General features: G+C 39.6%; 13 protein-coding genes. 10 read left to right on the forward strand and 3 right to left on the reverse strand.

Annotated elements, in window-relative coordinates; all coding sequences use genetic code 11:
* Nucleotides 1-35 precede the first annotated feature (35 nt).
* On the forward strand, nucleotides 36-1781 hold the full coding sequence (locus D7322_RS22555; RefSeq protein ID WP_121126467.1) for a M61 family metallopeptidase: 1746 nt from the start codon (nucleotides 36-38) through the stop codon (nucleotides 1779-1781).
* A 99-nt stretch (nucleotides 1782-1880) separates the two neighbouring features.
* Here D7322_RS22555 and D7322_RS22560 read toward each other — a convergent pair whose 3' ends face one another.
* Complete coding sequence (locus D7322_RS22560) at nucleotides 1881-2381, reverse strand: hypothetical protein (protein ID WP_121126468.1); 501 nt, start codon at nucleotides 2379-2381, stop codon at nucleotides 1881-1883.
* A 169-nt stretch (nucleotides 2382-2550) separates the two neighbouring features.
* Between D7322_RS22560 and D7322_RS22565 the strand changes: the two genes are divergently transcribed.
* Nucleotides 2551-4317 (forward strand): AMP-dependent synthetase/ligase, encoded by a 1767-nt coding sequence (locus D7322_RS22565; RefSeq protein ID WP_121126469.1) that lies wholly within the window; start codon nucleotides 2551-2553, stop codon nucleotides 4315-4317.
* 35 nt (nucleotides 4318-4352) lie between these two features.
* Entirely contained in the window at nucleotides 4353-5354 is a 1002-nt protein-coding gene (locus D7322_RS22570; protein WP_121126470.1) for a YihY/virulence factor BrkB family protein, read from the forward strand.
* A 5-nt stretch (nucleotides 5355-5359) separates the two neighbouring features.
* Here the strand turns inward: D7322_RS22570 and D7322_RS22575 are convergent, their stop codons facing one another.
* Together D7322_RS22575 and D7322_RS22580 are read right to left on the reverse strand one after the other, a co-directional pair.
* The gene (locus tag D7322_RS22575) at nucleotides 5360-6046 is read right to left on the reverse strand and encodes a hypothetical protein (protein WP_121126471.1); all 687 of its coding nucleotides are present in this window, start codon (nucleotides 6044-6046) and stop codon (nucleotides 5360-5362) included.
* A 66-nt stretch (nucleotides 6047-6112) separates the two neighbouring features.
* Entirely contained in the window at nucleotides 6113-6724 is a 612-nt protein-coding gene (locus tag D7322_RS22580; protein ID WP_121126472.1) for a WbqC family protein, read from the reverse strand.
* A gap of 88 nt (nucleotides 6725-6812) precedes the next feature.
* On the opposite strand from D7322_RS22580, the gene D7322_RS22585 reads away from it, so the two are divergent.
* From D7322_RS22585 to rplI, 7 genes are all read left to right on the forward strand, one after another.
* On the forward strand, nucleotides 6813-7679 hold the full coding sequence (locus tag D7322_RS22585; protein ID WP_121126473.1) for a lysophospholipid acyltransferase family protein: 867 nt from the start codon (nucleotides 6813-6815) through the stop codon (nucleotides 7677-7679).
* On the forward strand, nucleotides 7676-8707 hold the full coding sequence (locus D7322_RS22590) for a glycosyltransferase family 2 protein (protein WP_121126474.1): 1032 nt from the start codon (nucleotides 7676-7678) through the stop codon (nucleotides 8705-8707). Before D7322_RS22585 ends, D7322_RS22590 begins: the two co-directional genes overlap by 4 nt.
* Nucleotides 8708-8826: 119 nt before the next feature.
* Nucleotides 8827-10851 carry an NAD-dependent DNA ligase LigA gene (gene ligA / locus D7322_RS22595; RefSeq protein WP_121126475.1) on the forward strand — a complete coding sequence of 675 codons (2025 nt, stop codon included), beginning with the start codon at nucleotides 8827-8829 and terminating at the stop codon, nucleotides 10849-10851.
* 37 nt (nucleotides 10852-10888) lie between these two features.
* Nucleotides 10889-11767 carry a 4-hydroxy-tetrahydrodipicolinate synthase gene (gene dapA / locus D7322_RS22600; RefSeq protein WP_121126476.1) on the forward strand — a complete coding sequence of 293 codons (879 nt, stop codon included), beginning with the start codon at nucleotides 10889-10891 and terminating at the stop codon, nucleotides 11765-11767.
* 144 nt (nucleotides 11768-11911) lie between these two features.
* Complete coding sequence (gene rpsF, locus D7322_RS22605; RefSeq protein ID WP_104385828.1) at nucleotides 11912-12280, forward strand: 30S ribosomal protein S6; 369 nt, start codon at nucleotides 11912-11914, stop codon at nucleotides 12278-12280.
* Nucleotides 12280-12543 (forward strand): 30S ribosomal protein S18, encoded by a 264-nt coding sequence (gene rpsR / locus D7322_RS22610; protein ID WP_028071347.1) that lies wholly within the window; start codon nucleotides 12280-12282, stop codon nucleotides 12541-12543. Before rpsF ends, rpsR begins: the two co-directional genes overlap by 1 nt.
* 15 nt (nucleotides 12544-12558) lie before the next feature.
* Nucleotides 12559-13002, forward strand: a complete 444-nt coding sequence (gene rplI / locus D7322_RS22615) for a 50S ribosomal protein L9 (protein WP_121126477.1) — start codon at nucleotides 12559-12561, stop codon at nucleotides 13000-13002.
* Nucleotides 13003-13167: the final 165 nt, after the last annotated feature.

The raw sequence follows: 13167 nt of genomic DNA on the forward strand, positions 1-13167 counted from the left end.
TTTAATTTTGTAAGCGCATACTAAAATCATCTTTCATGGATAGTGACCATTTAAATATACCCATAATAAACTTTGAGGTATCTTTTCCAGAAGTACAGGCTCATTACATTAACGTAAATATGAGCATAAAAAAACTCAATCAGCCTTATGTTGATCTCAAAATGCCAGTTTGGTCGCCAGGCTCCTATTTAATTCGTGAATATGCAAAAAATGTAGAGCGATTTAAACCTGTTGATACTGATGGAAATCCCGTTCCCTTCTGCAAAATTTCAAAAAATACCTGGCGTGTTACAACAAATGCACTGGATCAGCTGCATATAAGCTATGCCGTATATGGCTTTGAAGTTTCTGTCCGCACGAATTTTTTTGACAGCGACCACGCATTTATAGTTCCAACAGCCACATTTCTACATATTGACGATTATATCAACATTCCTTCGCGAATTGTTATCGTGCCAAAAGAGACTTGGAAAAGTATATCAACGGGACTGGAACGACTGACACAACATACTTTTCATGCACCTAATTTTGATGTTTTATATGATAGTCCGATTGAAGTAGGAAATCAGGACATCTGGAAGTTTCAGGCTGCGGGAGTAGAACACGAGTGTGCCATGGTAGGCGGTGGATCCTATGATAAAGAACGCCTTACAAAAGACATTACACGTATTGTGGAAGAAGAAACCCGTATCTGGGGATCAAATCCCAATAAACGTTACGTCATCATCACCCACAATTATCAGTCTGGTGGCGGGGGGCTTGAACACCTCAACTCCACGGTATTGGGTGCGTCGAGAAATGCCTACCGAAATGAAAATAGCTACAAAACATACCTGAGTCTCGTTGCCCATGAATATTTTCATTTATGGAATGTAAAGCGACTTCGCCCTAAAGCACTGGGACCGTTTGACTATGATAGAGAGAACTATACCACGGGCTTGTGGATCATGGAAGGTTTCACCTCATATTACGACAATTTAATCATTAAACGCTGTGGATTCTACGATGAAAAGGAATACCTGACATTATTGGCAAATGATTTCAATATTGTCCTGAACCGTCCCGGGCATGAAATACAATCCGCGGCAGCATCGAGTTTTGACACTTGGATCAAATATTATAGGCCGGATGAAAATGCAATCAATTCCTCCATCTCCTATTATAATAAAGGAGCAATGCTTACAGCATTACTGGACATCAAAGTCATCGCAGCTACAGATGGAAAAATAAAATTGGATGATATCATCCGGGCGGCTTACGAAGAGTTTTTCTTAAACCTCAACCGTGGATTTGAAGAAAACGAATTCCAGAACCTTGCGGAACGTATTGCCGGCACTTCACTGGATGACATATTCCAGGCAGCCCACCAGGACGGTGAACTCGATTACAATGCCTACTTCAATTTGGTGGGCTATGAAATTGTAGACAGCAACAAAGATAAGGATGCCTTAACGTTGGGCATCACGACCAACAAAATAGATGGACTGATCAGCATCGCGACAGTTGAAAAAGGAACTGGCGCCTATGATGCGGGATTGAGCGTGAAAGATGAATTGATTGCAATAAATAATGTCAGATTAGATGTAAAAGACAAGGAGATGGATTTCATTACACAGCATGCTGCTGACGGCGACCTATTGAATTTCCTTATTGCAAGAGATGGGATCGTGCGGGAAATACCGGTCCAAATCAGGAAGAACAACAAGAAAATCTATGAGATCCGCCAGCTAAAAGACCAGACTTTCTTACAGGAGCTGCTGGGAAAAATCTGGATGGCCTGACGGGACTATTCCGGAGACGATTACACATCATGACACTTTAGTCACCGGCAATCATTTAAACAGCCCCGGCAAAAATATATTTTTGCCGGGGCTGTTTATTTAGAACTTATATCTCACCGAAAAACCAATCGGATCGAACACTTTGATGCTCGACTCATTCAAAAAGTCAAAATAGGGTTTTACATCCAGGGAAATCTGAAATGGAGCCTGAGGAATATTATATTCAATCCCCACGATACCGTCTATACTTAAATTAAGATGGGAGTCAAACGAATAGCGCTGCCCCGCTATAATTTTATCCTTTTCTTTGTAAGAACCGATACTTCCACCAAAGCCATAGTACCAATTTAGACCTGCTGTCAAAGGTTTGTAAATCTCGTATAATCCAACGACACGAAATCGTCGATAATTGGAATTGCTCTGAATACTCATAATACCTTCCAAAGCGTGATTCGAATTAAGCGTATGACGGTAAGTAATTCCTTGAGCAGAACCAAATCGCCCTCCAATAGCGCCTCTATTATCCAACTGAGCTACAGCTTTATTGGACAATGCACCAAACATCAGCATTCCACCGACAGCCAAAAATATTTTTCTCATAAAAATTGAACGCGTTATATGCTTCTTTATATATACCAAAAGTAACAATTACAGCTATAACGACACAATGTTTAATTTGTTATGACATTAATCCCAATATCAACAACTTTATTTCTGATATTTTTTTTATATTTAAGTCAATAGTGGTAACCAAATAAACTCAAGTGATATGGGCAGAATTTTTGACTTTATAACCTTATATAAAGAAAAATACGCAAAGGACATTATGGTGGCAGGCCGAGATGCCAGTGGCAGCTGGAAAACGTATTCCACCAAAGAATATATAGCAGCAATTGACACTTTGAGTAGGGCACTACTAAAGTTGGACCTGAAGAAGGGGGACCGTGTGGGAATAATGTCCGGGAATAGGCCTGAATGGAATTTGGTTGATTTTGCCTGCAATCAAATAGGACTTGCAACTGTACCCCTCTATCCTACTTTGTCGGCACAGGACCTGTCATTCATCGTCAACGATTCGGATGTCAAAGTACTATTTGTAAGCAATAAAGAATTGACTGCACGTATTGGGCAAGCAATCAAAGAACATGGCATACAGCCACAGGTGTATACCTTTGACCAGATTGAAAATCATACCCCTCTAAACGAATTAATAGCCAGTGCAGTAGATGAAACCACTGATCTATCCGCCCATCGCGATAGCGTCACGGAGGATGACCTGTTGACCTTAATTTATACTTCAGGAACTACAGGACGTCCAAAAGGGGTGTACCTCTCGCATAAAAACGTATACAGCAATGTCATGGCCTGTAATTATTTGATACGGGAGGATTTTAAAACCGCACTTAGCTTTCTTCCGCTATGCCATATTTTTGAGCGCATGGTGGTGTATATGTACTACTCGAAAGGTATCCAAATTTACTTTTCAGAAACCTTGGATAATGTGGTTGCCGATATCAATGATGTAAAACCAGACGTCTTTACCACGGTACCGCGCGTACTGGAAAAGGTCTATGACAAGATTATTGAAAAAGGCAAAGCGCTCACCGGAATTAAAAAGAAGTTGTTCTTCTGGGCCGTGGACTTGGGGCTAAAATTTCAGGAGCCGGGTAAAAATGGACTATTCTATAATTTGAAACTAGGTATTGCCCGCAAACTCATTTTTTCTAAATGGCAAGAAGCCTTAGGCGGCAATATTAAGATTATCGTATCCGGTGGAGCAGCGCTTCAAGAGCGCTTAGCACGCATATTTTGGGCAGCTGACCTGAAGGTACTTGAAGGCTATGGCCTAACAGAAACTTCGCCAGTTATTGCCGTAAACTCCTATTTACCAAATGGGTTAAAATTTGGAACAGTTGGAAAGCCGCTTAAAAACCTTGACGTAAAAATCGCTTCAGATGGTGAGATTCTTGTGAAAGGTCCTAGTATTACTACCGGATATTATCAAAATGAGGAGGCCACGAAAGAAGCTTTCGATGAAAATGGATTCTTCAAAACCGGAGATATCGGCGAAATTACTCCGGATGGTTTCCTAAAAATCACGGACCGGAAGAAGGAGATGTTTAAAACTGCGGGCGGAAAATACATTGCTCCCCAGTCTATCGAAAATAAATTAATGGAATCCACTATGATCGGACAGGTCATGGTGATCGGTGAAAACAAAAAATTCCCGAGCGCACTGATCGTTCCCGCCTTTGATGTCCTTTCAAAATGGGCCGCTCAAAAAGGAATATCCAGTAATTCCAATGAAGAAATCATCAAAAATCCTGAAGTTATTCAAAAATATCAAGACGAGATAAACCGATTATCAAGTAACTTTGGCCATTGGGAGATTGTCAAGAAATTCGTTCTCCTACCAAAAGAATGGACAATAAATGAGGGCCAGCTGACCCCAAAATTAAGTTTGAAACGAAAAGTTATTTTAAAAGAGAATGAAGCCGCGATCGACAAATTGTATATAGAGCAGAATCAAGAATAACAATTTGCACGATTATTGGAGCTGTTAATCTTATTATGAAGCACGTTACACTAAAAGATCTATTTACATTCGGATACTGGAAAAATATTTGGCGAGTCATGATTGACGCCTTCAATGGATTCAACGATGACAAATGCATGAAGAAAAGTGCATCACTGGCTTATTATACAGTCTTTTCCATAGGTCCGCTGCTGATGATCGTCATTTGGTGTATCGGTTTCTTTTATGGAGAACATCTTGAAAGTGGTTCTTCTGCACAGGATCAGGTACTCGAAGAGGTCATGGTACTTTTTGGGCAAGATGTGACCACGCAGATTCAGTCCTATCTTCAGAAAATTACTTTTGAAAATAAATCCAATATGGGGATCACAATCGGTATTGTTACCTTGGTCATTTCCTCCACAACTTTGTTTGTGGATATTCAAGATTCAATAAACAATATCTGGAAAGTGAAGCCTAAGCCTAAGAAAGGCTGGCTAAAATTAATCATCAATAGACTAATTTCCTTTTCCATCGTAATTGCTTTAGGCTTCTTGTTAATTGCTTCATTGATGATAAATGGAGTTATAGTCGCGGTCACCAACTTGGTTATGACCTATTTCCCCATTATTCCGATTGCACTGATATCTTGGGTAAATACCGGTATTACGTTTTCTGTCATAGTGATCCTGTTTGGATTTATCTTTTCGTTTCTGCCCGATGCTAAGGTCAAATTCCGTGATATGCTCGGCGGAGCGATTTTCACCGGCCTTCTTTTTATGTTGGGCCGCTACGGCATCTCGCTTTATCTCAATCTTTCTTCCACGGCAAGTTTTTACGGTGCAGCTGGTTCGATCATCATCATGTTATTGTGGATCTATTATTCAGCCGCGATACTTTACTTTGGAGCAGAATTTACCAAATTTTATGCGATCAAATTTGGTGCAGGTATTGTCCCTTCTGCATTTGCCGTTGCCATTGAACAAACAGAAAAAGTAAAGAAAATGGGCCCCGATGCTGAGGCCCATATCGGCGATACAATCCAGATATCAAAATAACCCTACTATTTTTTCTCTTTTTTCCCGCTAATGGAACCATCTATGCCAATCACATCAATGACTCTATCACCAATTTGTGTGATATCTGATTTCAGGCCGATCATTACGGTAAAAATATTGACGGGTGTATGCTGTATTTTTCTAAAATTATGCAGATACCCCAATTCCAAGCCAAGAAAAAAGCCGTTAAATTTATAATCAGCTCCAGCACCTAATTTACTCGACAGATTAAAATGATTTTTATTTTCCATCTTAACGAGTTTCTGTTCGGTGAGCACATTCGCACGAGGCTCACTGGTCAATCCCACTCCCGGTCCCAGGAAACCGTAAACATTCAACCTGCGCATCTGTTTGCGCACGCCACCTGAAAAAGCAAAGGTATAGAAGTTCGTATTTGCATCTTCGATACGATAGGCAAAATCGGGATCAGGCAGAAGTTGCTTGTATTTGAATGACAATGTATACAATGTCGGGGAAACAAAAAACATCGAGTTTTTGAGAGAGATATCCAAACCAATGCTACCTGAAAATTTTGGGGAAAGTATATCTTTGGTCTTGCCTATGGGGAACCCCATTCCAGTTGTACCCCAATAATAAACTTTTCGGTAATGAATCGTGTCAACACCGCCCTGAGCATAGGTATTCATGCTCAGCAACAAAAGAACAATAAAAGCAAGAAGAAATCTTTTCATTTAAAAGCGTTTAATACTGAATAAGAACAATATTAAACGCATAATGTTCAAGCCCTCAAAAATATTTTAGAGATAGCTTTTGGATTGTGGTCCCTGATTAAACAAAAGATCAATAATACTCAAATCCGGATAAAAACCGTTTTTGTCCTGGAAAACCTGATAATATTCTTTGGGAGCGTCCAAAATGCTTTCCTTTTTTGGATGGATCACTTCGCGATAGTCAATTATTGCCGAATCATTTATGCGATATTCCTCTGTAAAGGCAAGTGTTCGTCGTAGCTTAATTGACTTGAGTATGAGTTCAAGTTGCGCCACATTAAAGTCCAACAGGTAATCAAATTTTTCGTGATAAAAATGACTAAAATCATCTTCATAATATTCAAAATACGCAGAGCTTCTGTAGGCTGTCTGAATACTCAGCCAATGTAAACGTTGCCAGTCAAATTCATAACTGATCCGGATATCTTTCATCGGAACCCGATCTTTGTTGCCATGTTGGATCGGAACGATTAGATCCTGTACCCCATTGGCAGAAGCAATACGGGCCCGTGTGCGATAGCTTTGTTTTTGAAAATGTTCGTATTTTTCGATCACTAGCGGAAGATTATGCTCCTGTATGGTATGAAAATAAGATATCGGCGGAAGATAACATGCTGAAAGTAATAACTGCGATTCCATAAAAACTGATGATTTTTGTTATAAGTGACGCAAAAATAACTTAAATTAAGGATATTTGTAAAATACTACTGGGAATTTTAGCTATAGCATGAAACAAAAAGCGTTAAGCGCATTAATCTATATCATCTCTCTTTTCCCCTATTGGTTTCTATATTTGATTTCCGATGGGTTATATTATATTCTTTATTACATTATTGGATATAGAAAGAATATTGTATTTCAAAATTTAGAAAATGCTTTTCCTGAAAAGAGCGATGCCGAACGAATAGCAATCGCAAAAAAATTCTATCGCTTTTTTCCGGACTTACTTATAGAATCCATCAAATTAAAAACAATTACCGCTGGTGAGGTCAGAAAAAAAATGACTTTGGATAATGAGGAAGAATTAATCCGTCATCTCGCTGCCGGAAAAAATGTAATTGGAGTCACCTCACATTATGCCAATTGGGAACTTGGAATTCATCGCTTGAGCCTGATTACTGATTTCCCGACCCTGATAGTTTATAAGCCGCTAAATAACAAAGATATCGATACGGTATATAATACCATGCGGGGGCGCTTTGGCGCTGAAATGGTTCCAATGAAACAGATTCTTAGACATATCGTCAAATTAAAAGGCCAGCCTAACATTAGTATACTGGTCGCTGACCAGACGCCCATGTATTCTGATTCCGACTATTTTATTAATTGGCTGAATCAAGAAACATTGGTCTACACAGGCGCTGAGCGGCTATCAAGAATAAGCAAGGCCCCGGTCGTATTTTGTTATATTGGCCGGAAGAAAAAAAGAGGACAATACTTCTGTAAGTTTGTTACTTTGGTAGAAGACCCTTCCGAATATACTGAACATGAAATAACCGACTTACACAACCGATTTGCGGAGCAACTTATTCGTGAAAATCCCGAATATTGGCTGTGGTCACATAATCGCTGGAAAAGGAAACGCAGAAAATGAGTAAATTACCAAGAGTAGCTGTTGTCATACTCAATTGGAATGGCCGTTTCTTCCTGGAGAAATTCTTGCCTTCCGTCTACAACAGTTCTTATCCAAATATTGAGTTCGTCATCGGTGACAACGCATCCGATGATGATTCTATACTGTTTGTCAAACAGTACTACCCGACCATCACCATTCTTGAAAACGACAAGAATTATGGTTTTGCCGGAGGTTATAACAAGGTCCTGGAACGTGTAGATGCAGATTATTATATCTTGCTGAATTCAGATGTGGAAGTATCTCAAAACTGGATAGAACCGGTTGTTGCTTATATGGAAAGCAATCCGAATATTGCGGCCGCCCAGCCAAAGATCCTCTCCTTCCACAGTAAAGAGAAATTTGAGCATGCCGGTGCAGCCGGAGGTTATATGGACTATTTGGGCTTCCCATTCTGTAGAGGAAGAATTTTGCATGAAGTTGAGGAAGACCATGGTCAATATGATCAGGAATCTGAAATTTTTTGGGCATCGGGAGCTGCACTTTTTATTCGGGAAAAAGCCTGGAAAGAAGCAAACGGTTTAGATGAGGATTTTTTTGCCCATATGGAGGAAATTGATCTGTGCTGGCGGTTAAAAAAAATGGGCTATGCTATTGGCTACTGCCCGACATCTGTCGTTTACCATGTCGGTGGTGGCACATTAAATGCTAGTAACCCCAAGAAGACCTATTTGAATTTTAGGAATAATCTGGTTATGTTGCAAAAGAATCTACCTTTGGGTAAGGCAATTTGGATAATTTTCCTGCGCCTATGGTTTGATTTTGCCGCATTGATGAAATTTCTCATTGACCGAAAGCCGAAAGATGCCTGGGCGATTAGTCGTGCCCATCAGTATTTCCTCCTGAATATTTTCAAAAATGCTAGAAAACGAAAGAAATACCGGGCGACAGAAAATCAGAAAGGGCTGTATAATAGTTCTGTCATTATTGATTTTTACGCGAATAATAAACATAAATTTTCGCAATTAAATCCGAAAGATTTTAAATAGGGTATTAAGCCCCCCAAACATAAAATGCACAAAAACGCATTTTAAAAATAAGGCACCCTTATCAATAAGATTCTTTATTTATTTTATTTAAACGTACTTTTTATTTGTAATTTTGCAACATGTCGGTGATGGATATTGAAAAAAAGATAAAAGACTTAACAGCAGAACTCAATCATTATAACTATCAATACTATGTATTGGCAGATAGTCTTATTTCAGATTATGACTTCGATCTTAAGCTAAAGGAACTCGAAGCACTGGAACGTCAATATCCAGAGTTCGCTGATCCTAACTCTCCTACACAACGCGTAGGAGGAGACATCACCTCCAAATTCAAAACAGAGAAACATCGTTGGCCCATGCTTTCATTGGGCAATACTTACAGCCAAGAGGAACTTTTTGATTTTGATCAACGGATCCGAAAGATCATTGGTGATCAGTTTGAGTATGTTTGTGAATTAAAATTCGACGGGCTTTCCATAAGCTTAACATATGAAAATGGACTGCTCAAAAAAGCAGTTACCCGTGGGGATGGAACTCAAGGTGATGTGGTGACAAACAATATCAAAACGATTCGATCCATTCCGATCAGACTCAAAGAGGGTGACTATCCTAGCCAGTTTGAAATCCGGGGAGAGATATTTATGCACAAATCTGCATTCCTTCGCCTGAATAAAGAACGCGAAGAGAACGCGGAACAAACTTATGCCAATCCACGCAATTTTGCTTCGGGCACAATAAAACTTCAGGATTCTGCAGAGGTAGCCAAAAGACCCTTAGATTGTTTTCTGTACTTTTTATACTGCGACAATAGAACCAACCTATTTCATGATCACTGGAATAGCTTAGAACATGTAAAAAGCTGGGGATTTCATGTCTGTGAACACACAAAAAAGTGTAATTTACTGGCAGATGTCTTTGAATTCATTGACTATTGGGACACCGAACGACATAATCTCGGCTATGAAATCGACGGTATCGTTATCAAAGTGAATGATTATGCCCAACAGGAAGATTTAGGTTTTACGGCGAAGAATCCGAGATGGGCTATATCCTATAAATTCAAAGCGGAACGTGTTGAGACAACACTCAATACCATTAGCTACCAAGTAGGGCGTACCGGCGCAGTCACACCTGTAGCAAATCTCCAACCTGTCCTGTTGGCGGGAACGACGGTCAAACGCGCCTCTTTGCATAACGCCAATGAAATTGCCCGTTTAGATTTACATCAGGGCGATACTGTCTATGTAGAAAAAGGAGGCGAAATTATTCCTAAAATCATTGGAGTCAACCTTGAAAAAAGATTACCGGATACAACAGCTTTCATTTACCCGAACAGCTGTCCGGAATGTGGCACAACATTAATTAGACAAGAAGGCGAAGCCGTGCATTACTGCCCCAATGAAACCGGATGTCCACCGCAAATTGTTGGTAAAATGCAGCATTTTATCGGACGTAAAATGATGGATATCGAGGGTATGGGCGACGAGACGGTTGAGACTTTCTTCAAAAAGGGACTATTGCATAACATTGTTGACATCTATGGCTTAAAGGATCATCAGGAAGCCCTACAACAACTGGACCGTTTTGGCCAGAAATCCATAGATAACATGCTTGCCGGTATTGAAAAATCCAAAGAAAAACCGTTTGAAAAAGTGCTGTTTTCTTTAGGCATACGTCATGTCGGTGAAACTATCGCAAAAAAATTGGCGCAGCATTTCAAAAATATTGACGCTCTCGCACAAGCTTCTACAGAAGAAATTGAAGGGGTTCAGGATATTGGCCGTCGTATTGCCGAAAGTGTCAAAGAATATTTAGACAATCCCATCCATCAGCAACAGATCATTAGCTTAAGAAATTATGGCTTAAAGCTGGAAATTGAAGAAAGGGAAATTATTCTGGCCAGTGAAAATCTCAGCGGAAAAACGTTCTTGATTTCAGGTGTATTTGCAGATTATTCCAGAGAACAGCTAGCGGAATTAATCGAGAGCAACGGGGGGAAAATGCTCTCCTCCATTTCTGCAAAATTGAATTATCTGGTGGCAGGAGATAAAATGGGCCCTTCCAAATTAGCGAAGGCAGAGAAACTGGGCATCCCGATGATTAATGAGCAAGATCTATTAGACCTTATTCATTCCAAATAGGATTTTTTAATTAAATTTATATAAATACAAAAACAAGATGAACGAGCTTCACGGCGCAGGAGTAGCATTGGTCACTCCTTTCAACTCAGATGAATCTGTTGATTTCGAGGCATTGGGTCAACTCATTGACTTGCAGATTAACGCGGGTATGGATTATTTGGTTTCTTTAGGTACAACTGGAGAAGTTGCCACATTGACTAAAGAAGAACGAAAGCGTATCTGGGATTTCACTGTCAAGCGCGTGAACGGTAGACTTCCTTTGGTGGCGGGTATAGGCGGCAACAATACGGCAGAGATTATAGAACAGATCAAAGCATTTGATCCGACCGGTTTCTGTGCTATTTTATCTGTATCACCTTATTATAATAAACCAACACAGGAGGGAATTTACCAACATTATAAAGCTATCGCACAAGTTTCTCCATTGCCGGTTATATTATATAATGTACCGGGGCGTACGGGCAGTAATATGACCGCACAGACAACCTTGCGCCTGGCCAATGATTTTTCAAATATTGTTGCGATAAAAGAAGCTTCCGGCAATTTTGCCCAATTCAGCGAAATCTTGCGGGACAAACCGACAGATTTTTTATTGATTTCCGGCGACGATCCGGTAACCTTACCGATGATGGCGCTCGGTGCGGCGGGTATTATTTCGGTGATTGGAAACGCTTTACCAAAAAAGGTAGCCACATTGGCCAAATTATGTGCTGAGGGAAAATATAACGAGGCCAGACCAATACACAATGGCTTACTCAAGATCACAGACTTATGTTTTATTGAGGGAAACCCAGCGGGGGTGAAATATATCCTTCAAGAACTGGGGATAGGAAAAGATGTTTTACGTCTTCCTCTAGTACCTGTCACCGAGAAAGTACAGGTGGCTATAAAAGAAGAACTGAAGAAATTGAACTAGCAGCAACTGTGTTCAGCGGAGAAAAGTTTAGATTCCCAAAGGATCTAAACTTTTTTGCTTCAAAGGATTGCAACATAACAATATAATACCTACCTTTGCACTTCCACAAAAGTGGAATTTTAAATAACAAAATTAATTAACACAATGCAACAGTACGAATCTGTAATCGTTCTTACCCCGTTGCTTTCTGAAGATGCTGCGAAAGAAGTAATCGCAAAATTCAAAAACATCTTAACAGAAGGCGGAGCCGAGATTGTCGCTGAAGACAATTGGGGTTTGAAAAAATTAGCGTATCCAATCCAGAAAAAATCTACTGGATTTTATCACTTAACTGAATTCAAGGCTCCAGGTGAATTAATCAACAAATTAGAGGTTGAATACAAACGTGATGAGCGCATTATGCGTTTCTTGACTGTAAGTTTAGACAAACATGCTAGAGCTTACAACGAGAAAAAACGTAGCGGTGCATTCAACAAAAAAGCTGAAACTAAAACTGAGGAGGGCGCAAACTAATGGCTAACGAAAATATCCAATACGTAACTGCTCCTAAAGTAGAGGACAACCGTAAAAAATACTGTCGTTTCAAAAAGAATGGTATCAAATATATCGATTATAAAGATGCTAACTTCTTGATGAAATTTGTGAATGATCAAGGTAAAATCTTACCTCGTCGTTTAACTGGTACATCTTTGAAATTTCAACGTAAAGTAGCTCAAGCTGTTAAACGTGCTCGTCACATCGGTTTGTTACCTTACTTAGCTGATGCAATTAAATAAGGAGGACGATAGAAAATGGAAGTAATTTTAAAACAAGATATCAAAGGCTTAGGTGAGCAAAACGATATCGTTAATGTAAAACCAGGTTTCGGTCGTAACTACTTAATCCCTCAAGGATTTGCTATTCAAGCGACTGAATCTGCAAAGAAAGTTTTAGCTGAGAACATCAAACAAGCTCAGTTCAAACAAGATAAAATCAAAAAAGACGCAACTGAATTAGCTGGTAAATTGGAAGCTGTAAAACTTTCAATCGGCGCTAAAGCAGGTGAATCTGGTAAAATCTTCGGTAAAGTAAATAGCATCCAGATTGCTGATGCATTGAAAGCAAAAGGTTTTGACGTAGATCGTCGTCGTATTACATTCGAAGTTGAACCTAAAGAATTAGGTGAATATATCGCTAACTTAAACTTACACAAAGAAGTTAAAGTTCAAGTTCCTTTCGAAGTAGTAGCTGAATAAGTTTATTATTTAGTACAAGATAAAAAAGCAGCTCTCCTATGGAGAGCTGCTTTTATTTGCTCCTTACCTTACCTTACCTTACCTTACCTTACCTTACCTTACCTTACCTTACCTTACCTTACCTTACCTTACCTTACCTTACCTTACCTTACCTTACCTTACCTA

Origin of the sequence: Sphingobacterium puteale (assembly GCF_003627955.1) — a bacterium.
Classification (GTDB): domain Bacteria; phylum Bacteroidota; class Bacteroidia; order Sphingobacteriales; family Sphingobacteriaceae; genus Sphingobacterium; species Sphingobacterium puteale.